Annotated in this window: 21 protein-coding genes; 14 read left to right on the top strand and 7 right to left on the bottom strand. The window is 66.1% G+C overall.

The features are described from left to right. The first annotated feature begins 515 nt into the window (after window positions 1-515). The 7 genes from Q1K09_RS07485 (at window position 516) to Q1K09_RS07455 (ending at window position 7,847) form a co-directional block, all read left to right on the top strand. Window positions 516-704, top strand: a complete 189-nt coding sequence (locus Q1K09_RS07485; RefSeq protein ID WP_300344344.1) for a hypothetical protein — start codon at window positions 516-518, stop codon at window positions 702-704. Window positions 705-842: 138 nt separating this feature from the next. After that, window positions 843-2,783, top strand: coding sequence for an alpha/beta fold hydrolase (locus Q1K09_RS07480; protein WP_300344343.1), 1,941 nt, complete (start codon window positions 843-845; stop codon window positions 2,781-2,783). Then, window positions 2,780-3,367, top strand: a complete 588-nt coding sequence (locus Q1K09_RS07475) for a hypothetical protein (protein ID WP_110098360.1) — start codon at window positions 2,780-2,782, stop codon at window positions 3,365-3,367. The genes Q1K09_RS07480 and Q1K09_RS07475 overlap by 4 nt, the downstream gene beginning before the upstream one ends. Before the next feature lie 46 nt (window positions 3,368-3,413). Beyond that, the gene (locus Q1K09_RS07470; RefSeq protein ID WP_300344342.1) at window positions 3,414-4,172 is read left to right on the top strand and encodes a class I SAM-dependent methyltransferase; all 759 of its coding nucleotides are present in this window, start codon (window positions 3,414-3,416) and stop codon (window positions 4,170-4,172) included. After that, complete coding sequence (locus Q1K09_RS07465) at window positions 4,169-5,929, top strand: ABC transporter ATP-binding protein (protein ID WP_300344340.1); 1,761 nt, start codon at window positions 4,169-4,171, stop codon at window positions 5,927-5,929. Before Q1K09_RS07470 ends, Q1K09_RS07465 begins: the two co-directional genes overlap by 4 nt. 62 nt (window positions 5,930-5,991) lie before the next feature. Next, window positions 5,992-6,831 carry a hypothetical protein gene (locus Q1K09_RS07460; RefSeq protein ID WP_300344339.1) on the top strand — a complete coding sequence of 280 codons (840 nt, stop codon included), beginning with the start codon at window positions 5,992-5,994 and terminating at the stop codon, window positions 6,829-6,831. Between the two features lie 74 nt (window positions 6,832-6,905). Further along, window positions 6,906-7,847, top strand: coding sequence for a peptidoglycan DD-metalloendopeptidase family protein (locus tag Q1K09_RS07455; RefSeq protein ID WP_300344338.1), 942 nt, complete (start codon window positions 6,906-6,908; stop codon window positions 7,845-7,847). Window positions 7,848-7,881: 34 nt separating this feature from the next. On the opposite strand, the gene Q1K09_RS07450 is transcribed toward Q1K09_RS07455, so the two are convergent. From Q1K09_RS07450 to Q1K09_RS07435, 4 genes are all read right to left on the bottom strand, one after another. Next, window positions 7,882-8,166 (bottom strand): Rho termination factor N-terminal domain-containing protein, encoded by a 285-nt coding sequence (locus Q1K09_RS07450; RefSeq protein ID WP_300344336.1) that lies wholly within the window; start codon window positions 8,164-8,166, stop codon window positions 7,882-7,884. A gap of 5 nt (window positions 8,167-8,171) precedes the next feature. Then, window positions 8,172-9,068 carry an SDR family oxidoreductase gene (locus Q1K09_RS07445; RefSeq protein WP_300344334.1) on the bottom strand — a complete coding sequence of 299 codons (897 nt, stop codon included), beginning with the start codon at window positions 9,066-9,068 and terminating at the stop codon, window positions 8,172-8,174. A 42-nt stretch (window positions 9,069-9,110) separates the two neighbouring features. Beyond that, window positions 9,111-10,304, bottom strand: coding sequence for an alcohol dehydrogenase catalytic domain-containing protein (locus Q1K09_RS07440; RefSeq protein WP_300344333.1), 1,194 nt, complete (start codon window positions 10,302-10,304; stop codon window positions 9,111-9,113). Window positions 10,305-10,500: 196 nt separating this feature from the next. Beyond that, complete coding sequence (locus tag Q1K09_RS07435) at window positions 10,501-10,959, bottom strand: DUF3054 domain-containing protein (RefSeq protein ID WP_300344332.1); 459 nt, start codon at window positions 10,957-10,959, stop codon at window positions 10,501-10,503. 140 nt (window positions 10,960-11,099) lie between these two features. Here Q1K09_RS07435 and Q1K09_RS07430 point away from each other — a divergent pair, with 140 nt between their 5' ends. The 6 genes from Q1K09_RS07430 to Q1K09_RS07405 all read left to right on the top strand — a co-directional run bounded on the left by Q1K09_RS07430 (window position 11,100) and on the right by Q1K09_RS07405 (window position 15,679). Next, the gene (locus Q1K09_RS07430; protein WP_300344331.1) at window positions 11,100-11,948 is read left to right on the top strand and encodes a hypothetical protein; all 849 of its coding nucleotides are present in this window, start codon (window positions 11,100-11,102) and stop codon (window positions 11,946-11,948) included. A 72-nt stretch (window positions 11,949-12,020) separates the two neighbouring features. Next, entirely contained in the window at window positions 12,021-12,260 is a 240-nt protein-coding gene (locus Q1K09_RS07425) for an AbrB/MazE/SpoVT family DNA-binding domain-containing protein (protein ID WP_300344330.1), read from the top strand. Continuing rightward, a complete protein-coding gene (locus Q1K09_RS07420) occupies window positions 12,260-12,682 on the top strand; it encodes a PIN domain-containing protein (protein ID WP_300344329.1) in 423 nt (140 codons plus the stop codon). The genes Q1K09_RS07425 and Q1K09_RS07420 overlap by 1 nt, the downstream gene beginning before the upstream one ends. Window positions 12,683-13,344: 662 nt before the next feature. After that, the gene (locus tag Q1K09_RS07415) at window positions 13,345-13,824 is read left to right on the top strand and encodes an NfeD family protein (RefSeq protein WP_300344327.1); all 480 of its coding nucleotides are present in this window, start codon (window positions 13,345-13,347) and stop codon (window positions 13,822-13,824) included. A gap of 41 nt (window positions 13,825-13,865) precedes the next feature. Beyond that, a complete protein-coding gene (locus Q1K09_RS07410) occupies window positions 13,866-15,236 on the top strand; it encodes an SPFH domain-containing protein (RefSeq protein ID WP_300344325.1) in 1,371 nt (456 codons plus the stop codon). Between the two features lie 101 nt (window positions 15,237-15,337). Next, complete coding sequence (locus Q1K09_RS07405; protein ID WP_300344324.1) at window positions 15,338-15,679, top strand: RNA polymerase-binding protein RbpA; 342 nt, start codon at window positions 15,338-15,340, stop codon at window positions 15,677-15,679. Window positions 15,680-15,698: 19 nt separating this feature from the next. Here the strand turns inward: Q1K09_RS07405 and Q1K09_RS07400 are convergent, their stop codons facing one another. From Q1K09_RS07400 to Q1K09_RS07390, 3 genes are read right to left on the bottom strand one after another with little or no spacing between them, the layout of a single operon-like run. Beyond that, window positions 15,699-16,445 (bottom strand): polyprenol monophosphomannose synthase, encoded by a 747-nt coding sequence (locus Q1K09_RS07400; RefSeq protein WP_300344323.1) that lies wholly within the window; start codon window positions 16,443-16,445, stop codon window positions 15,699-15,701. Window positions 16,446-16,455: 10 nt separating this feature from the next. Beyond that, window positions 16,456-17,640, bottom strand: coding sequence for a hypothetical protein (locus Q1K09_RS07395; RefSeq protein WP_300344322.1), 1,185 nt, complete (start codon window positions 17,638-17,640; stop codon window positions 16,456-16,458). Continuing rightward, the gene (locus tag Q1K09_RS07390; protein WP_300344320.1) at window positions 17,612-20,545 is read right to left on the bottom strand and encodes a DEAD/DEAH box helicase; all 2,934 of its coding nucleotides are present in this window, start codon (window positions 20,543-20,545) and stop codon (window positions 17,612-17,614) included. Before Q1K09_RS07390 ends, Q1K09_RS07395 begins: the two co-directional genes overlap by 29 nt. Window positions 20,546-20,759: 214 nt before the next feature. Between Q1K09_RS07390 and Q1K09_RS07385 the strand changes: the two genes are divergently transcribed. Further along, window positions 20,760-22,004: an MFS transporter gene (locus tag Q1K09_RS07385; RefSeq protein WP_300344318.1), complete on the top strand. Its 1,245-nt coding sequence runs from the start codon at window positions 20,760-20,762 to the stop codon at window positions 22,002-22,004. Window positions 22,005-22,083 lie beyond the last annotated feature (79 nt).

The raw sequence follows: 22,083 nt of genomic DNA, 5'->3' as shown, positions 1-22,083 counted from the left end.
GCCTGCGTGTGCTCAGAAAGATTTTGCGAGCTTAACGCGACCTCAACACACAGTAAGAGTTTGCGCAGAAAATTGAGGCAAATCTTGGCGCCTGTTCAGGTCCTGCGTAATGTCCTGTGTGGCCACTGGATCCATAATGCAGCTGCATTGGCCACAGGAAACATCGTAAAAATTTGAACTACTCTAAGAGTGAGGATTGGGGACCAACGTGTCAACAAGAGTCGCTGATTTCGTAAACAGCCAGGACCTGGGAGAGCTCAAGAGCGGTTTCCGTCGGGAAGCTAGCCCTGTCATGGCAACGCCGGCCGCCGTCGTTGCCGCTCTGCTCGGCAAGAAGGTGGTCGGTGCCGCTGCCGCTGGAGTCACCGGTGTGGGTGTCGCCTACACAGTGGGCCGAGTCGTCAACTGAGCCCACTGCAGGCGAGCTCGTTCAATTTTGTACTAATTCATGCGCCGTGAAGTTGCGCCTTGAATAAGCACTACGCGTGAATTAATACTCGTGAAGGGAAGTATAAGTGACACACATAATCGAAAAGGTTGAGAGGGAAACTGAGCCGCAGCTGAGCGAGCACAGTTCAATGCGCAACCCGGGGCTCGACCCGGTCATGGCGACCCCGGCAGCGTTCGTCGGCGCAGCCGGATACGCATGGATCACGCTGCAGGCCTATGACATGGGGCGTGAGCATGCCGGAGCCAACGGCTGACCCCCTGCTCGGGGCTCGCAACTGGTCAGCAGGCACCCCTTGCTGATCAGGTCTTTCCGGAGGGTTGTGGGGGTGCACGCAACTGCGTCCCCACAACCCTCTGCCCCTCACACGCACTCTGCTTCAGAAGGACATCCCGTGAAACTGGTCCGAAAGATCTCCTCTGCCGTTTTCAGCCCGATTCCGCTGACCCGGGATCGCGCCCTGGGCATCTCTGAACGGCTCGTGGCCGCTACCACCCTGACCTCCTCCCTGGAATACCTCAGCCAGCGTCGCCACCTGGACAAGGGCGGCCTCAACGACTGGGACATCATGCGCTCCGAGGAGGCAGTCAACAACCCGCTGTTCCGCTCAGTGCTGGACGTCATCGGACGGCGCAAGGTCACCCTGGGTCTGCAGACAGCCCGCGCCGCCCTCAGCGTGGCAATGATGCTGCCAGGCAATAGCCGCTGGCGCGGAGCAGGAAACCTTGCCCTCGGGGGCATGACGGCCATCCTCTATCCGCGGCACCGGTTCGGCACTGACGGATCCGATCAGGTCTCCCTGCTGGTCCAGACCGCAGCCGGAGCTGCACGGCTGAGCACCTCCACACAGACCAGAGACGCTCTGCTGTGGTACATCGCAATCCAGGCGAACCTCTCCTACGCGGCCTCCGGCTGGGTGAAGCTGCTGGGCGACAAATGGCGCAACGGTGAGGCCCTGCCAGGAGTGATGCGCACCAAGACCTACGGATTCGAGAAGGTCTACCGCTGGGCGAAGCAGCACCCACGAGCCTCACGCTATGCCCAGCATGCAGTACTGGCCATGGAATGCCTCTTCCCGCTGGTCTACATCGGCTCGGGCAGGCTGGTGCGGCCCTTCCTCGCGTCAGCGGCGAGCTTCCATGTGGTCAACGGATTCGTCATGGGGCTGGGCCGCTTCATGACAGCGTTCCCATCCATGCACCCATTCGTGGCCTACACCGCAATGCCCAAGTCTCTGCCGGAAGCCGCTGATCGGGACGACAGATTGGTTCGCACCGCGCTGACAGTGCTGGCCGGTGCGATTGCGTATTCCGGCGCAGTAGCCGCCCAGAAGCGCATGAAGACACTCCAGGGGTGGGATACTTCCCGGATCATCACCACCCGTCACGGGAACCAGCTGCAGTTCGAATCGGGAGGAACGCACGACGGCGACTCACCGATCCTGCTGTTCTGCACTGGGCTTGCCTCTACCTCAGAGCACTTTGCCTGGATCAGCGAAAAGATGATCACCGAGACGGACTGCGGCCTCATCGTCTACGCCCGGGCGGGCTACGCCGGCAGTCAGCGGTACTGCCGTCGGGACTATATCCTCCAGGAATCTGTGGACGACTTGGTGGATCTGATCCACACCGTCACCGCGCTGAACGACCGCAAAGTCGTCCTGGTCGGACACTCCCTAGGTGGAGAGTTCGCGCGCCGAGCTGCCGGCCAGGTTGCCCCAGAGCGCCTGGCTGGGGTGGTGTATCTGGACCCCTCCCATCCCGCGGAGTTCCAGCGCTCGGAGGCTCAGAGCCTCGGGGCCCGGAACCTGCAAGGCGCCCTGACCACCGCGGCATGGGCGCTGCGCCTGGGAACCGGCGTTCTGATGAGCCGGCCCCGGTGGTTGGACAGCCTGCCCCTCGCCTACCGGGACAAGGTCTACGCTCAGTACTCTGACGCCCGGCTGTGGAGGGCTGCCGCACGCGAATGGCGCGCCGTGGAGAAAGAGTTCCGTGAGTACGACGCCGAGATGCCCGCCCTGAAGATTCCAGGTCTGGTTCTCGCTGCCCAAAACACCGTGGACCGGGATCCCGAGCAGCTCCTGATGTACCACGAGCTGGCGAAGTCCCATCAGGATGCCTCGGGCAGCCATGAGGTCAGTGTTATCGAAGGAGCCGACCACGACAGCATCCTCACCAATGCCCGTCACGCGCATCTGGCTGCCGCCCGGATCATCGCTTTCCTGCAGGAGCACTGCGGAATCCACGTCGGCGGTGTCGACCATTCTGCGGACGCGGAGTCGCTCGCCGAGGATGCACCCGCCAAGACACTGGAAAGCGAGGAAGCCCAGGTATGAAACCCGCATCCACATTGAAGTCTCTGTTCACCGGACCCGGCGCCGCTGCCCGAATCGGTGCCTCCGCGATGCTGGTGGCCACTCTAGCCACCCAGCATCCCAACCCTGTGTTCAACCGCATACAGGTGCGCGACCACTTCTCTGTTCTGCCGAACTGGAAGTTCTTCGCTCCGAATCCTGCCACCCACGACTATCACTATCTGTACCGGACCCTGGACGTGGAAGGAAATACGTCGCGATGGCGTGATATCGAGCTGATTGCCGACCGGAAGATGCACCAGGCCATCTGGTTCGCCAGTCGCCGCAGCGAAAAGGCGGTGTTCGACGTCTGCAGTGAGATCCTGCAGCGCATGGACAAAGGGTTCGATGCCATCAAGTCCACCGCCTCCTACCGGCTGCTGGTCGAGTTCATCCGGCGCGAGATCCGCGAGAGCTCGTCAGACGTGAGTTCGATCAAGGGCTTCCAAATTTCGATGGTGCGAGCCAGCGGGCACGATCACGAGGAGGAGCCCGAGATTCTCTTCGTCTCGCCGTATGTGCCCATGGACGCCTCCGGCGAGCGCGCCCTGATCCCCATCCCATGAACCGCAGAAGCGGCGACGGCGCGGCCGTTGAGGAAGGACGGACACAGTGACTACGACAGTGCAGGACATCGGCTACGCCGAACAGTTTGCAGGCTGGTACGACAGGATCTTCCCCAAGGACGCTTCAGCTCAGATCCTGGTGGATTTCCTGGCGCGCCACCATCCCGATCCCACTGCCGGCACCTTGGAGATGGGGGTGGGAACCGGCCGGATCGCCGCGCCGCTGGCACGCCATGTGGGGCAGGTCGTCGGAGTGGACTGCTCCGAGCTGATGCTGGAGGGTCTGCGCCAGGAGTGTGACGAAGCGACGGTCCGCCCGGTGCTGGGGGACATGCGCACCTATTCGGAGGACCGCCGGTACGGTCTGGTCTACATCGTGTGCTCAGCGCTGGCGCTCCAATTGGACCGGCAGGCCCAGGAAGAGAGCATGCTGCGGGCAGCCGAACTGCTGGCCCCTGGGGGACGCCTGATCATCGAGACGCATAATCGGCCCGGCTGTGTGGCGCTGCACGAAGGTTCCACACGAACCTCGTTGTTCGTTCCTTACCCGGAGCCCAACACGGGGCTGCAGACCTTTGCGACTCTGCTTCCCGACGATCTTTGGCACTGCTCTCAGATCTGGTACGAAGCCGATGGGACTCACCGCATCGGCACCGAGGTGCTGCGACTGCTGACTCCCGAAGAGGTGGACAGCTATGCCGCGAGCGCCGGTCTGGTTCGGGACGGGTTGTGGGCTGACGCCATGGGGAATCCCTACCAGGAAGCTGGATTGCTGTTCATCGCGAGCTATAAGAGGACATCATGAACTTCCCCCACATCATCGCCGGACACCGGGTGCTGCTGATCATCGGCATCGTCCTCGGCCTGCTGGGCGCCTGCGCAGCGCTGGCTCAGCCGCTGTTCATAGGGCTGCTGATCCGGGCAGTCTCCGAGGGGGAGCCCATCACCGTACCGCTGACCATCATTGTGATCCTCTTCGCTCTGGACGCGGCACTCTCGGCGGCCAATGCGTACCTGATCGGGCGTGCAGGCGAGAACATCGTCTTCGATCTTCGGCACCTGTTGGTCGGGCGGCTGCTGCGCAGCCGGATCAGCGACTTCCAGCGTATGGAGACAGGCGACATCTTCACCAGGATGGTGGGAGACACGACCTTGGCCTGCATGGTCATAACCCAAGCCATCGCTCAGCTGGTGAGCTCCGCATTCATGGTGGTCGGAGGCATAGCGTTTATGGCCTGGCTCGACTGGCAGCTCTTGGTGGCTACCCTGGCCTGCCTGGGCGGGGCCAGCGTGGTGGCACTGCTGCTCGCCCGCCAGGTGCGGATCGCTTCGTTGGCCAACAGGCAGCACACCAGCAACTTCGGGTCCGGGCTGCAGCGGGTCCTCGGCGCGCTGACCACCGTGAAAGCATCCCGGGCAGAATCGCGGGAAACCGAGCGTCTGGCCGAACTGGCAGGAACTGCTCGCCGCAGCGGTATCCGCGTCACTGCGCTGGGGGCACTTCTTCAACCGGCCATGAACGTGGGCACACAGATATCGCTTGCTGTGGTGATTGCCTGGGGAATGGCCAGGGTAGCCACCGGAGAGCTGCACCCGGCCGACCTGACCGCCTTCGTGATGTACCTGTTCTACCTGGTGTCCCCGCTTGTGATGCTCTTTCTGGCGGTGGGGCAGATCCAGCAGGGGAGGGCTGCCATTCAGCGGGTCACCGAGCTGGGCGAGATGCCGCAGGAGGAGGACCGTCCGGCCTCCCAGGAGCCCCGGTCCCCGCAGTACGCGCCACGCAGTCGAGCCGAAGCGAATGGGAGCGTTCACACCACTGCGCCGGCAGTGACCTTCGATGCCGTGCAGTTCTCCTACAACGAGGAGACCCCGGCGCTGCGGGATGTTTCCTTCAGCATTCCCTCCCGCGGTCTCTCCGCCGTCGTCGGACCCTCTGGTGCGGGGAAGACCACCCTGTTCCAACTCATTGAGCGGTTCTACACCCCCTCCCGCGGCACGATCAGAGTGGCCGGAGAGGACATCGCCACTATGGACCTGCACCGGCTGCGCGGATTGGTGGGTTATGTGGAGCAGGATTCCCCGCTGCTGCGTGGCACCATCCGGGACAACCTGGTCTACGCCCGACCCGACGCCGACGAGGCCCAGATCAGCCGTGTTTTGCGCCAGGCGAACCTCGCCGACGTCATCGATGCCCTGCCGCAGGGCCTGGACACAGAGCTTGGGGAGCGCGGCGCGGGACTCTCCGGTGGTCAGCGGCAGCGGCTGGCCATCGCGCGCACCCTGCTGCAGGAGCCCGAGGTGATCCTGCTCGATGAAGCCACCGCCCATGTGGACAGTGACACTGAGGCGGCCCTGCGCGATGCTGTGGCGGAGGCGGCCCAGCAGTGCGCAGTGCTGACCATCGCCCACCGGATATCCACTGTGATGGAGGCAGACCAGATCCTGGTGATGCAGGACGGCAGACTCCGGGCCACCGGCACCCACGCGAGCCTGATGGAGACCGACGAGATCTACCGGCGATTGGCCGAGGGCCAGCTGCAGACCGCGGCCGTGACATGAGCAGGACCCCTTCACGGGAGACCGCAGAGGGCAAGATGACTACGTGCAGACCAGAGGAGACGATGATGCAGACCAGACAGCTTCCGCTTCCCGGTGAGAATATCGTCCGGTTCGTCCGCGAATTCACCAAGAGCACCTTCGACGGGGTCGAGGATCTCAGTGAGCTGCTTCGCCGCAGCCACAGCCCGGATTCTGCACACCTGCTAAACCAGAAGCCCCACTCCCAGCAGCAGATTCTTGCCCAGCTGCGCCGAAGGCGGAGCAGCGGTATTGACTACCGGGTTCAGATTCGTGACGCAGTGGCAGGGCACAGGGAGGCCGCAGTCCGGTACAGCATCACCACCGATCTGCTGTGGCGCCTGAAGGTGGAGACGGAACGGTTCACCTTCTACCGGCTCGACCCGCAGGGCAGGATCGCCGCTGAGGCCACCACAGAACGGACCCGCTACATCTGGGAGGACCCCGCAGAGGCGATTGAGCGCGATGACGCCCCCGCCGGCACCTCGGGCGAACCGGAAGGTGGGCCGGCCACTGACGTGACTGCCTATCTGACTGATTACAATCGGCAGTCCCTGGACTCGAGCCTCGATGCGGCGCAGGTTTTCCATACCTTCCACACCCCCCACTGCCAAATGCGTATCAACCACGCGGTCAAGCACGGCCCGGAGATGGTCGAGCAGATTCGCCGCGCCCGCGCCAAAGGTCTGAGCTACCAGGTAGAGGTGGAGCAGGCCCTGCGGCAGGGGGATCGCTTTGCCGCGTGCTACCGCATGGTTCCGGTCGCCAGCCGTAAGGGTGGACCTTCCCTGTGGGTTCACGACTTCGGCCGACTGGCGTCCGACGGTCGGGTCCGCCAGGTAATCTCGCATGTGCAGACCACCTCGGGCGCATGGGCCGGATGAGGTCTGCAGACTCTGCATCAGTCAGGGCCGGAAGTTCCCCGGAGGAGGGTGCTCACGTCCATGAAAGGAACTCATTGAGACGGAGCATCTCTGGCCTGCGCCCGGTATGGCGGATCGTCATACTGGCCGGGCTGCTGCTGATCGTGGCGGACCTGACGGGGATTTTCAGTCCGCCGGCCGGCCTGGCCTGGGTGCTCGGCGTCGTCGGCCTCATCCTGGTCGGTTATCTGCTCTACCGCACGGCGCCGGTGACCGAGCCGCGGGAGCCGGCGGCCCTGAGGTCGCCGGTGCGCGGGAGGTGGCTGGCGGTGAACAGCCCCGGTCAGAGGGTGCCCAGTCATGGCACCGTCACACGCGGTCAGCGGTTCGCCGTCGACGTCTCCCACCCGACCGTGGCAGAAGACCTCACCACACAGATCAACCCCGCCTCGGTGCGCAGCGCCCTGCGCGGCAGCCCTCCGGAGGAGTTCACCTGCTTCGGCGAGCCGGTCTGTGCCATGGCCGCCGGCGCTGTGGTCGAAGCGGCGCACCGGCAGCGTGACCAGCGGGCACGCAACACCTGGCAGGCACTGCTGTGGATGCTGGTGGTGGAGAGCACCGTGCGCGAGCTGATCGGTGGATACCGGGCGGTGTTGGGCAACCGGGTGGTGATCCAGCACGACGACGGCACCTATGCCGCATACGCGCACCTGCGCCGCGGCTCAGTGAGGGTCGAGGTCGGTCAGCGGGTGGAAGCCGGCGAGGTGATCGCCGAGGTGGGCAATACCGGCAACACCACTGAGCCGCACCTGCACGTGCAGCTGATGGACCGCGCTTCCGTCGACGCCGCCGCGGGGGTTCCCATGGTGTTCCGCGACGCAGTTCTGGACGCGATCGATCCGGCGTGGGAGAAGCAGGCATCAGAACCGAGTGAGACCGCGCTGGAGGGTATGCCCCGCAACGGCCAGATCTTCACCGTGCCCGGCGAGGTGGAGGACACCTCCGAGGCACAGCAGACGACGACGCCGGGACCCTGAGCCCCGACGCCGTCGCTGATCCACCGCGGAATGGTCAGTGGTTCCGCAGCGCGTCGATGAGTTCGTCCTTGTTCATATCCGAGTAGCCGGTGATGTCGACCTCCTTGGCCCTGTCGCGCAGCTCGTCGACGGTCCAGTCTTCATACTGCGGGGAGCTGCCGCCCTTCTTGCCCTGGGCGCTGCGGCCCTCCTTATTGGCGGAGTTGGCAATGCGGGCGGCCTTCTCCTTCGAGTAGCCCTGCTCCTCGCGGAGCTTCTCATAGAGCTCCTCGTCCTTGACCGAGGATCGGTCGTCCGAGGAACTGCTGTTCTGCGCCATTGTGATCATCCTCCTGTGAACGGTTTGCCTCCGGTGACCGGGATGACGGCCCCGGAGGTGTAACTGGCCTCCTCAGAGGCCAGATAGACATAGGCGCCGGCGAGCTCGGCGGGCTGGCCGGCACGCTCCATCGGCGTGTCTTTGCCGAAGGACTCCACCTTGTCCTCCGGAAAGCCGGTGGCCGGGATCAGCGGGGTCCAGATGGGCCCCGGCGCCACGGCGTTGACCCGGATGCCCTTCGGGGTGAGCTCCTGGGCCAGCACCTCGGTGAACGCCACCTGGGCGGCCTTTGTCATCGCATAGTCGAACAGTGGGGGAGCCGGCCCAGCGGCCTGAATGGAGGTGGTGGTGATGATGGAGGACCCCTCCGGAAGGTGCGGCACGGCCTCCTTGGCGAGAGCGATGTGAGAGATCAGATTGGTGTCGAAGACCTTCTGCACCTCTTCGATCGGAGTCTCATCAATTCCGCCGCGTTTGCGCTGGTAGGCGGCGTTGAGGATCAGCACGTCGATCCCGCCGAGGTCCTCCAGGGTGCGGCGGACGATCTGCTCGGCGGCGCCCTCGGCCCGCAGATCCTGGGCGTAGAGAGCCACATTCCGTCCTGCCTCGCGGACGTGGGAGGCGGTGGTCTCGGCGTCCTCGGTCTCCTCCGGCAGGTGCACGATGGCCACATCGGCTCCTTCCCGGGCGAAGGCGATGGCCACAGCCCGCCCGATGCCGGAATCGCCGCCGGTGATCAGGGCGCGCTTTCCGGTGAGCCTGTTGTGGCCCACGTAGCTGTCCTCACCGTGGTCGGGATCCGGCCGGGTCAGTCCGGTCAGTCCGGGCTGACCCTGCTGCTGGCCGGTGGGAAACTCGTCGTCTTTGTGTTTGGTGCGCGGGTCCTGCTGTTCCTGCGTCATCGGGTGTCTCCTTGTCTCCGTAAGGACGGGGGAGGGGAGTTCTCAGGCGGTTGCCTGGGGGTCCAGGACTACTTTGATGCAGCCGTCCTCCTTCTTCTGGAACATCTCGTAGGCGCCGGGCGCCTCGTGCAGGGGAAGACGGTGAGTGACAAAGTCGTCGACTCCCAGCGGGTCTGCGGGGTCCTCCACCAGCGGCAGGATCTGGTCAATCCAGTTCCGGACGTTGGCCTGGCCCATGGTGACCTGGATCTGCTTGTCGAACAGCGTGAGCATCGGCAGGGGAGAGGCCTGGCCCCCGTAGACGCCGGAGAGGCTGATGGTCCCGCCGCGGCGCACCAGATCGATGGCGGTGTACAGGGCTGCCAGCCGGTCCATGCCGAAGTTCTCCATCATCGGCTGGCTCAGCTTCTCCGGCAGGAACTGGGCTGAACGCTGGGCCAGTTTGCCCAGCATCGACTGGGTGTCTCCGTGGGCTTCCATACCGACGGCGTCGATGACCGCGTCGGGACCGCGGCCCTGGGTCGCATCGCGGATGGCCGCCACTGAGTCGTCTCCGGTGTCAAAGACGAGGACGCCGTGCCGGGCGGCCATCTCCCGGCGCTCGGCTTCGGGTTCGATCGCGTAGACCGTCAGGCCCTGATGCTTGGCGATTCGGGCGGCGAACTGGCCGATAGGGCCCAGGCCGATGACGGCCACTGACTCGCCTGCGCTGCGCTGGGCATAGGCCACCGCCTGCCACGCGGTGGGCAGCACATCGGAGAGGAAGAGGTAGCGATGGTCGGGGAACTCCTCGCCGACCACGATGGGGCCGTAGTCGGCGTGGGGCACTCGCAGGTACTGGGCCTGGCCGCCGGGCACTGCACCGTAGATCTGGGAGTAGCCGAACAGCCGGGCGCCTGAACCCTGTTCGGTGACTTGGGTGGTTTCGCACTGGGTCTGCAGCCCCTGGTTGCAGAAGAAGCAGTCCCCGCAGGCGATCTGGAAGGGGATCACCACGCGGTCGCCGACGCGCAGATTGGTCTCGGAGCCAGCTTCGACCACGCGTCCCATGGGCTCGTGCCCAATGATGTCTCCCGGGGTCATGAATGGCCCCAGGACTTCGTAGAGGTGAAGGTCCGAACCGCAGATGGCGGTGGAGGTGATCTCCACGACGGCGTCGTTGGGCTTCTCCAGCACCGGATCCGGCACTGTCTCTACGGATACTTTTCGGGGGCCTTGCCACGTCACTGCTTTCACCGAACGTCCTCCTTCTGGTGTCGATGAACCCAGCGCGGTAGGTTGGCGCGGCCCAGCCGGCCGCGCCGCTGGTGTCTGACACGGCCCACCGTATCGACAGCCAGCTTATGATCGGCTGAGCATCAGCCGGAGGTGCGGTCAGAGTTTGGTGGCAGGTTTCCGCAGGTCAGACGGATATGACGGTGGCCTGTGTGCGCTACCTGCGGGGGAGCAGCAGCCTGGTGACAGCTCGGCGGCCCAACAGCAGCACTGCCAGCACGCCTAAGGTCACCAGCACAAAGGAGACTTGCACGCCGCCGTCGGTGAAGAGCTGGCGCAGGGTCATCCCAGCCGTGACGGTGATGACCAGCACGACGACGCCGGCAGGCCAGATCTGGGCAGGACGACGCCAGGAGGCGGTGACCAGCCAGCCCAGGGCCAGTCCGGCCAGGAACGGCCAGGCGGTGGAAACGATCTCGCCCATGGCCAGGCCGGAATCGTGCTCCCGATTGCCCATCATCGCGAAGAGCAGCACGAGCAGAGCGTCCGCGGTGAACGTCCCTGTGGTTGCGAGGGCACTGGCCGGTGTGATGCCAGAACCTGAGGCGCTTCGGCTTCTGTGGCGCCGCGTGGGTTCGTGCGCAGGGCCACGGTGCAGGCTGGGGGAGTCGGGCATAACTCCATTCCACCAGAGAGCGTGCGGAAGACCCAGCGAACCCGCGGCCCAGAAGGCTGCTCCCGGGGATGCTGGACGGCCCAGAAGACTGCTCCCGGGGGTTCCCGGTCGCCGAGCGCCTGAGGCAGATGCTTCCGCATATGCCTAGGGATCGGATGCTGGCGGTGCATCTGGATGCGACCCCTGAGACGCTGCGTAAGCGGATTCACCGCCGCGGCTGGCTCATTGAGCTCGCCGACGATGCCGTGAAGTATGCCGCTGAGCTGGACCCGAGCGCGGCTGATCTGTATCTGGACACCACGCATCAGGCGCCGTCGCAGCTGTCTGATCAGATCACCAATGCGGTCCTCGCGCATGCGGCGGCCGGGTCTGCAGACCCCGAGGACACGCTTCGGGCCGGCCCGGAGTCATCGGGCTCTGCTGAGGTGGTCGTGCTGACCGGACCGGGAGGAGTCGGCGTCTCCACAAGCGGGTTTCAGACATTTATGCACCTTGCACATGCGGGAAGGGGAGTGGGCTACCTGGATGCTCACCAGCTCGGGTTTCTCGGACCGAGTGCCGGCAGCCCCGAACTGGCACCGCTGCGCGCCCAGAACGCCCGAACCGTGGTGGGAACCCTCGCTGCAGGCGGCGCCGAAACGGTGGTGGTCAGCGGAGATCCGCACACTGTGCGCGCCATGGAGGAGACCTGGCACGGCGGCCCTGTCACGACATTCTGGCTGGACGCTTCCGCCGATGCTCTCGCAGAACGTATCACCGCCCGCGCCCAGGGCGGCGGGCCGCCGCTGCAGGGCGATCACCGGCCGGGACTGGCCGGCGAGGCATTGAATGCAGCGATCGCGGCGGCCGTGGAGGAAAGCCGCCAGCACCATCTCAGGCCTCCGAATGCGCACGTGGTCAGTACCACCGGCCGCGAAACCTCAGAGACTGCTGCAGTCATCGCCGCAGCCCTGCCGGGGTTTCGGGAGCCCATGCTTCGTCGTCCTTAGAGCGCCGCGGGGAGGGCACCCTTGAAGAACACGACTCCGCTGCGGGTGGGATTGGACTGGTAGCATAATCCCATGGAGGCGAGGATTGACTCTGGAGGACGGCTGCTGCTGCCCAAGTCGATCCGCGATGCTCTGGGCCTCGCGCCGGGCAGCACAGTTGACCTCTCGCGCTATGGCGCAGGTGTGCAGATTACCCCTGGCGGGCGGACGGCTCGTGTGGAGCGGGACGCCGATGGACGGCTGGTGTCCCGGGGGGAGACCCAGGTGAGTGACGAGGAGATGTACGCACTGCTGGATGCAGGGCGGCGCTGATGCATGAATCGCTGCTGGCAGCAGACACCAGTGTGGCGGTGCCGCTGCTCGTAGCCTCGCACGAGGCGCATCACTCAGTGCGATCCTGGGCCCACGGCAAAACATTGCACCTGAGCGGTCACGCGTTGACGGAGACCTACGCGGTGCTCACCCGATTGCCTGGAGACGCTCGAGTCTCCGCAGCAGATGCCGTGGATCTGATGGACGACAACTATGTGGGCACGTTGATGCTGACTGAAGAGTCGGCACTGCGTTGTCACCGCCGCCTTGCTGAAGCCGGCGTACTCGGAGGGGCGACATACGACGGTATGGTCGCTCTGGCCGCACAGCAGAACGGCGCCGTACTGGCGACGCGCGATGCCCGCGCGAAGTCCACATATGACGTCCTTGGCGTGCAGGCCATCCTGGTACCAGGTTTCTGACCTGCGTGCAGACCAACTCCTCGCCGCGGGGAGTGGCAGCCCGGGAGCTCAGAAGACTGCCAGCTCGGGCCACAAATTTAACATGACATAATATAGATTATCGGTCAGGGGTCCTAGGGTTGAGGGATGCTCCCGAACCAATGGCCGCGATGCCGAGTCTCCCGCGCAGAGCGTCCTGTGTTCGCGGCATCCTCAGAAGTGTCCTCAGCGGCCTGGGCGGCGTCAGCGTGACATTGGCATGCTGATCCTGCGCGCCCGCGCCGCCGACGCCCATGCGGCGCACAGTCAGTCTCAGTGAGCCTCCGTTGCGCTGCCGCTGTTGCCGCTGACTATGACGGCCGGGTCTCGGGCCGCAGGCTCACCGGCACAGCATCAATCGGTCCCAACCTCCGCTGTGACCGACGTCGTCGCAGGCCTCGCGCAGGCGCTGCGCACAGATCTCTGCTCCCCTCATCCTGCGGAGCCCAGATGGGATGCAATGTTATGTCGGGTTGTGCGGTATCCACTGCCGTTGTGCAGCCGCTGGTGCGGCCTGGGCATCGTCGCCGCGAGCCTGCTGCTGCCGTCGTCGTCTCGACGGTCCGCGCCGGGATGGATAAGGTTGGAGGACGGAGAGAACCAGGTCACACTTCGAATGGCCCGGCGTACCGAGGAGGTTCGGCATGATCGAGTGGTTCGGTGAGAACCTCTGGGCGGCATGGCTCTCCCTGACCTTTGTGCTGCTGGTCCTGGAAGTCTTCATGCTGGACCTGCTCTTTCTCATGCTGGCCGCCGGCGCCCTGGCCGCTATGACCGTCTCTCTGGCCGGCGGTGAGGCGTGGATGCAGGTGGTGGTCGGATCCATCACTGCTTTGCTGATGCTCGGGGCGGTCCGCCCGGTGGCGCTGAAGCACCTCAAGAAGGGACCGGAGGGCCAGCTGACCAATATCGACCGGATGCAGGGTATGGAAGCCCACGCCCTCGAGGCGGTGACCGCCAGCGCCGGACTGGCGGAGGTCGACGGCGACACCTGGACGGCCCGAGCCGCCGGCGACTACACCATCGAGCCCGGAACCACTGCCGTGGTGGACTCCGTGGACGGAGCCACCGTCTACCTCAAGCCCGCGCCCCGGATCGAATGGGACTCCGCCCGTGATGCCTGAGACGCCCCGCAGCACAACCGACAGGAACGGATATAGAGACAATGCCTGATTTCGTCGTCATCGTCGTACTTCTGGCGCTGGTCGCCTTCGTGGTGGTGATCCTCGCCCAGAGTGTGCGCATCATCCCGCAGGCCCGCGCCGGCATCATTGAGCGGCTGGGCAAGTATCAGCGCACCCAGGGCCCGGGCCTGACGCTGCTGGTGCCCTTCATCGATCGGCTGCTGCCCCTGTTGGACATGCGTGAGCAGGTGGTCTCATTCCCCCCGCAGCCGGTGATCACCGAGGACAACCTGGTGGTGTCCATCGACACTGTGGTCTACTTCCAGATCACCGACCCCAAAGCGGCCACCTATGAGATCCAGAACTACATCGTCGCTGTGGAGCAGCTGACGACGACGACGCTGCGCAATGTGGTCGGCGGTATGAATCTGGAAGAGGCGCTGACCTCCCGCGACCAGATCAACTCCATGCTGCGTGGTGAGCTGGACAAGGTCACCGGCCGCTGGGGCATCCGGGTGGCCCGGGTGGAGCTGAAGGCCATCGATCCCCCACACAGCATCCAGGACTCCATGGAGCAGCAGATGCGTGCGGAGCGGAATCGCCGTGCCGCGATCCTCACCGCCGAGGGCAACAAGCAGTCGGCAATTCTCAACGCTGAGGGTGAGCGCCAGGCCGCCATCCTCCAGGCTGAGGGTGAGGCCCAGTCCCGCATTCTGGCGGCCAATGCGGAGGCTCAGGCCATCGAGACCGTGTTCAACGCTGTGCATGCCTCTGAGCCCAGCCCGGAGCTGCTGTCCTATCAGTACCTGCAGACCCTGCCGGAGATGGCTAAGAGCGAATCCAACACCATGTTCGTCATCCCCGGTGAGTTCGGCGACGCGCTCAAGAGCCTCGCCGGAGCCTTCGGCAGCGGCGACGGCGGCTCGGAGGGGCTCTCCTTCGAAGAGCGGGAGAAGGCACGTGAGGCCCGGGCTGAGCGGCTCAAGCAGCGCCGTGAAGCTGATCGCGCCGCAGGCAAGCCGGGGATCTCCACGGCGATCGCAGACCTGGCCGAATCAGCGCGCAGCACCTCCGTCACCGATGACAATCCGCACTACGTCAGCTCCGATGAGCTGGAGGAGGAAGCCCGGCGGGCCGAGCACGGCAACCCCAACGCCTCGCGGGCTGTGCCCGGACTGGAGGAGGACAGCGCTGCTGCCCTGAAGCGGGTGGCCGAGTCCGCTCCCCCGGAGGCCGATCCGAGCCTGGAGGCCGCCGACGAGGACTCCGGACGCGGGTGGAGCGAACCCTCCTCCTCCGTGCAGGACGCCATCAGCTCCTCCCCCTCGTGGGAGCGCGAGGAACGCACGGAGAATCCTCCGCATCCCCAGGACGGACCCGACCAGCAGGGAACCGAGAACAAGCAGTCCTGACGCAACGACTCCTCGGGGGCTGGGCCGCGGAATAATCTGGGGCCCAGCCCCCGTTGTAGTCCTGGAACGAATCTGTCCGCCACCGTTTGGGAGGAACACCGATGAGCGATCGCAGCCTGCGCGGCATGCGCCTGGGCGCCCAGTCCATGGAGACCGAGCAGGGCGTGGAGCCCGCACCCCGGCAGGATGTGGAGTACGTCTGCGAAGACGGCGAAAAGATCACCGTGACCTTCGCCGCAGACGCTGAGATTCCCCCCACCTGGACCGCTCCGTCGGGAAAGGTCGGCGTCCTCGCCGAAGGCGAGACCCCTGAGGAGGAGCCGGAGAAGCCGGCCCGCACCCATTGGGATATGCTCCTGGAGCGTCGTTCCGAGGCCGAACTGGAGGAGATCCTTCAGGACCGCCTGAAGATCCTGCGCGAGCGCCGCGGCGAGAAGGTCTGAGAGGTACCGTCGGGAGCGATCACCCGGCGGGGGTCAGTGCGCGGATCTTTCGGCTGAGCGTCGCCGCCCGCGCCGCCAGGCCCCACTTGGTCACGTTCGTGACTGCTTCGATCACGATTCCGCTGCTCATCTTCGACTCGCCCAAGGTGCGCTCGACGAACGTGATGGGCACCTCACGGATGGTCTTCCCCTGGCGCGCCACGCGGAAGGTCATATCCACCTGGAAGCCGTAGCCGACCGACTCGATGGAGTCCAGGTCGATCTCCTCCAGGGTGCTGCGGCGGAAAACCCGGAACCCGGCGGTGATGTCCCGGACCGACAGGCCCAGCATGGTCCGCGAGTAGAAGCTTCCGCAGCGTGAGATCAGCTCCCGGTGCAGCGGCCAGTTGACCACTGAACCGCCGGGAACCCAGCGCGATCCGATCACCAGATCGGCGGTCTCCAAGGCCGCCAGCAGGTCCGGCAGCTGCTCGGGCTGGTGCGAGCCGTCGGCGTCGAGCTCCACGAACGCGTCATAGTCCCGCTGCAGTCCCCACTGGAATCCGGCGATGTAGGCACCGCCCAGTCCGTTCTTGGCCGTACGGTGCAGCACATGGATCTGCTCATCAGCCTCGGCCATCTCGTCGGCCAGTTTGCCCGTGCCGTCGGGGCTGTTGTCATCGACGATGAGCACATCGGTCTCCGGCACGGCTGCGCGCAGTCTGTCCACAGTGGTGGGCAGCGCATCAATCTCGTTATAGGTGGGAATGACGGTCAGGGTCTTCATACGTCCCAACCTACAGCCTCTCTCCGGCGATCACGGTGCTCTTCAGCAGGGGGTTCGTCACACCGTCGAGGTACGGCAGCAGCGGCGTCCGCGCCCGGGTGTCGGTGCTCCAAGCGGCAACTGTGGAGTTCGGCGTCTGCACCGCCAGCTGATCGGCCTCCCAGAGAGCGAATGTCGCCGTCGCGCCGGGATTCAGCTGGCCGGCATCAGCGGCAGCACCGGGCAGCGAGCGGTAGGCGCTGCGGGTCTGCGCGTTGAATCCTGCCCGCACCGAGACCGGATCCTCGGGATGATGCACGTGGGCGCTGACCAGCGCCCACGGGTTCTCCCCCTCTGCCGGAGCCGCGGCAGTGGGCACCCCCACCCGCAGTGCAGCAGCCAGGTGGCCCGGAGAGGTCAGCAGCACATGTGCCCCGGTACTCAGCAGCTGCTCCCAGTGCTGCTGCTCGGCAGAGTCGAAGCCGACCAGCACTGTAGGGGTGGCTGGCGAGGGCGTCTGCTTCAGCTCACGCAGGTGCTTCTGTGTGGTGGCCATCGCGTCGACCACTGCGCCGGGGTCCTGGTCCGCGCAGTCGATCAGCAGCTGCCGCCCGGCCTCGGCGCACCAGGAGCGCGCCCCCAGCAGATTCGCCAGGACCTCGCTGAAGGTCAGGCACAGCGCTACCGGACGCCCGAGGTCGTCGAGCCCATCGAGCAGATCCAGCGCAGTGTTCACCGGAGAGATCGAGGGCGCTCCCCCATCGGCGGCCACCCCCCTGAGTGCGATCACCGGCCACACATCGACCGGATGGTCGGCAGCTGCGCGAAGCGCCGGATGCAGCAGCGACTGCACCTGCTGTGCGCCCTCCCCGGAGAGGTCCTCCACGCCGATGGTGATGCGCAGCCGGACAGCACCGCAGCCGAGCCTGCCGGCGGCGACGTCGAGCACTTCAGCGACGGTGGCGGCAGCTGCCTGCTGAGCATCGAGCCCCACCATGCCGACAAAGGCAGGTGTCACCAGCGCACGGTCCAGATCCTGCCGGAGCGTACCCTCCTGGAGGCTCAGCTGATCCGCGGTCTCCTCAGAGCCGAGCCAGGCGACCTGACCGTCGCGGACCAGCATCGCCTCCGCATAGGGCTCGGCCGTGGAATGGATGGTGCCGTTGTGCAGCAGCAGCGGGGGCTGCTCAGCCGGCGAGGGGCTCGTCTGAGTCAAAGTCTTCCTCCACAGATTGGTAGGCCACCGAGGAGTAGGCCACCACTCCCCTGGCGATCAGGTCCACCGCCGCCTGGCAGCGGGCCGCGAACTTCGCCGGCACCGTCGGCACCGATGCCAGCTGGTCGAGTGTATCGATGCACTGCTTGGCCCAGCGCACAAAGTCCCCCGCGGCCAGCGGAGAATCCTCCAGCGCCTCGCGGAGGCTGCAGCCGCCGGCCCACAGGTACATCGGCAGCGCCAATCCCAGCTCGGGAGCGTCGGTGGGCTGAAGATGGTGACGCTTCTCCAGTGCTTCAAGCTCAGCATGAACCTCAAGGCTGGAGCGCACCGCGCGGCTGAGCTGCTGGGTGGGCATCTGCGGCATCGCCCCCTCGTCCTCCCGCTTGGCCTGATAGACCAAGAGGGTGGAGAAGGCCGCCAGCTCCTGCGGACTCATCGGCGCCAGCACGCCGCGCTCCAGCAGCATCTCAGTGAACAGGTCGCGCTCTCCATAGATGCGCCGCAGCCGCTGACCGCGTTCGGTCACCACGAACTCCTCGGCGTGGAACTCCTCAACCACCGGCTCAGCAGTGGGCAGCTTCTCCGGGTCGGCCGGCTGAAGGTGCCCCAGCTCGTAGAGCACACCGCATACCCGGTCGAACGTCTTGGCGATCGAGCCGGTGCGCCGGTCGATCTTGGCCTTCAGCTGGTCGGTCTCCCGGCGCAGCTTCCACCAGCGTTCGGCCCACCGAGCATGCTCTTCACGGTCGCTGCAGGAATGGCACGGGTGCCTGCGCAGCTGAGCCTGCAGCTGGGCTGCGTCCTCCTCGGCCTGCGGCGGACCCTCCACAAATCCGAAGCCGGGGCCCGGTGCGTTCTTCCGCGGCGGAGTCCGGTCCATCAGCGCGGCCCGCATGCTTGAGGCCAGGTCCCGCCGGACCTTGGGGACCTTCACCTGGGGTTTGCGGGGAAGCCGAATGGTGGAGACCACCTCGGGAGGCTGGGAGAAGTCCTCCACCGTCACTGTGCGCAGCTTGCCCTGCTCGGTGACCACTCCGGGCCGCGGGTCGTGCTCCGGGGCGGAGTGGACCACCAGGCAGCTGCCCAGCCGGCGCTTGCCGGTGACCTCCACAATGTCCCCCGGCTCCAGGGAGCTGAGCACCCGGATGACCTCCCGGCGGCGCTGCCGGCTGCGGGACTTCGCGGCCTCCTTCTGCTGCTCATTGAGCCTGCGGCGCAGCTCGGCGTATTCGGCGAAGTCACCCAGATGGCACTGCATAGCTTCCTCGTAGCCGGCCAGCGAGGATTCCCGCTTCGCGACGTCGCGTGCCAGGCCCACCACCGCCCGGTCGGCCTGGAACTGGGCAAAGGAGGACTCCAGAATGGTGCGGGCCCGGCGGCGGCCGAACTGTGCGGTCAGGTTCACCGCCATGTTGTAGCTGGGGCTGAAGGAGGAGTTCAGCGGATAGGTGCGCCGGCTGGCCAGCCCGGCCACCTGGCGCGGATCCATCCCCGGCTGCCACACCACTACGGCATGGCCCTCCACGTCGATGCCGCGGCGGCCGGCCCGCCCGGTCAACTGGGTGTACTCCCCCGGGGTGATGTCCTCATGGGATTCGCCGTTGAACTTGTCCAGCTTCTCCAGCACCACTGTGCGGGCCGGCATATTGATGCCCAGCGCCAAGGTCTCAGTGGCGAAGACGACCTTCAGCAGCCCCTCGGCGAACAGATTTTCCACCAGCTCTTTGAACGGCGGAAGCATCCCGGCATGGTGCGCGGCGACCCCGTTGATCAGTGCCTGGCGGAAGCTGTCGAACCCCAGCACGGACAGATCCTCGGCCGGAAGCTCCCAACCCATCTGCTCCACCCGGGAGGCGATCTCGGCCGCCTCCTGCTTGGAGGTCAGCTGCAGATCCTGCTGCAGGCACTGTTCGACGGCGGCTTCGCACCCTGCCCTGGAGAAGATGAACGCAATGCACGGCAGCAGGCCTTCGCGGTCCAGGGCCCGGATCATCCGCGGCCGGCTCAGCCGCGGCCTGCCGACCGGGGACCCGGAGAGAGAGGAGACAGACCGACCCGAGCCCCGGTGGGCGGACCGGCCATGATCGCGCTGCCGATCCCGCCTGCCCCTTCCGCGTCCCCGGTGCCCGCCTGAACGGCGCGAGACAGGAGCCTGGGAGTAGTGGGCCAGGCGCTGCAGCTCGGGGTTCACCAGAGGCTTGCGGTCCGCATCTCGCTCCTCGGTGACCACAAAGAGATCATGCAGCTCATAGTCGACCATCATGTGCTGCCACAGCGGAACCGGCCGGTGCTCGGAGACCACTACGGCGGTCTCACCGCGCACGGTATCCAACCACGCGCCGAACTCTTCGGCATTGGAGACGGTCGCTGAGAGTGCGGCCAGCTGCACCGACTCCGGCAGATGAATGATGACCTCCTCCCAGACCGCTCCGCGGAAGCGATCGGCAAGGTAGTGGACCTCATCCATCACCACAAAGCCCAGATCCTCCAGGGTGTCGGAGTCCTGATAGAGCATATTGCGCAGCACCTCGGTGGTCATCACCACCACCTCGGCCTCCGAGTTGATGGAGGTGTCCCCGGTCAGCAGCCCAACCCGCTCGGGCCCGTAGTGCTCACGCAGCTGCAGGAACTTCTGGTTGCTCAGCGCTTTGATGGGTGTGGTGTAGAAGGCCTTCTTGCCTGAGGCCAGCGCCAGGTGGACCGCGAACTCCCCCACAATGGTCTTCCCCGCCCCGGTGGGCGCCGCCACCAGCACGGCCTTTCCATCCTCCAGGTGGCGGCAGGCCTGCAGCTGAAACTCGTCCAGGTCGAAGGCCTGCTGCGCGCGGAAGGCGCCGAGCTGGGTCTTCGCCTCCGCGGCCCGACGCCGGGCAGCTGCGTACCGCTCGGCCGGTGAAGTCATCGTCCGCCTTCCCTCCTCTGCCGGTCAGGCTCGTCTGGGCAGCTGCGGCCGGATCTGCGCCGGCCGCTCAGTCCCCCACCCTATCCAGAGGCGCTCGCCGTTTCCTCCACGTCAGCTCCACGTCGGGGGCACACGACCGGCACCGCCGCCCACAGGACGGACGGATAGTTGCACAGGTCAACAGATCCAGCGGGAAGGAGTATGCTCAACTGCCGTGCCGACCCAGCCGAACCGTCCCATGTTTCCCAAGCGCGAAGTGCTCTTCGGCGCGCTGGTACCGGCCTTCATCTTCAGCGTGGGGATCGGAGCTCTGCTGCCGGTCATCGCCCCGTTTGCCGTACAGCAGGGCGCCAGTCTGGCCGTCGCCGGGACGATCGCCGCGATGCTTCCGGTGGGCCAGATCCTGGCTGATCTGCCGGCAGGTGCGCTGGCAGCTCGCGTCGGCGACCGGGCGGCGATGATCCTGGCCGGAAGTGTGGCGGGCCTGGCGTTCCTGGGTGCGGCATTGGCGCCCTCGGTGATCACCCTAGGGGCGGCGATCCTGCTGGTGGGTGCGGCCAATGCCGTCTTCCACCTGGCCCGGCATTCCTATCTGACGGAGATCACTCCGGCGATGCAGCGCGCACGGGTGCTCTCCACCCTGGGGGGAGTGCACCGCATCGGCCAGTTCGCCGGCCCGTTTTTGGGAGCCGGCGTCATCCACTTCGCGGATATGCGTGCGGCCTTTGTGCTGGCGGTGGTCACCGCCGCTGGCGCCACGGTCACGGTGTGGCTGGCCAAGTCCTCCCCCGATCCGGCGTCTCCGGATGAGGAGGACGCCCGGGCCTCCCAGTCCGTCGCTCCCGGGTTCTGGCAGGTCATCGGGGCTCACCGCGGCACCCTGGCCACTATGGGGCTGGTCGGAATGTTGGTGGGCGCCATCCGCGGAGCTCGGCAGCAGGTGATCCCCCTCTGGGGTGAGTACCTCGAACTGGACCCCACCACTATCTCGCTGCTCTTCGGACTCGCCGGCGGCATCGACATGCTGCTGTTCTACCCCGCAGGAAAGGTGATGGACCGGTTGGGCCGGCTGTGGGTGGGTGTGCCCGCCATGCTGCTGCTCGCCGGGGCGATGGCCCTGTTCCCGCTGACCAGCACCGCTTCCGGCTTGGCAGTCGTGGCCATGCTGCTGGGCTTCGCCAACGGCTGGGGCTCCGGGATCATGATGACCATCGCCTCGGACATCTCACCGACCCAGGGCCGTCCGCAGTTCCTGGGCGCCTGGCGGCTGCTGACCGATATCGGCCTCGGGGCCGGGCCGCTGATCCTCTCAGCCGGGGCGGCCCTGGGCTCCCTGGCAGTCGGGGTGTGGGCGGCCTCAGTGCTGGGTCCGGCCGCCGCCGCGGGGATGCAGCGCTGGCTGCCCCGATACTCCCCGCACGCCAACCGCAGAACGCGACGCCGGGCCGGACTGCTCTGAGCCGCGGGCGCGGAACCCTCCTGTGAGCTCGGCGTCGGGCCGCGCCGCTGCGGGCACCCGATGCCGGCGCACCGCTGAG

The sequence above is a fragment of the Nesterenkonia sp. genome, assembly GCF_029265375.1.
In the GTDB taxonomy this organism is placed as follows: domain Bacteria; phylum Actinomycetota; class Actinomycetes; order Actinomycetales; family Micrococcaceae; genus Nesterenkonia.
Note: the sequence above shows the minus strand (reverse complement) of the source record. Positions and strands in the feature narration are given on the sequence as shown.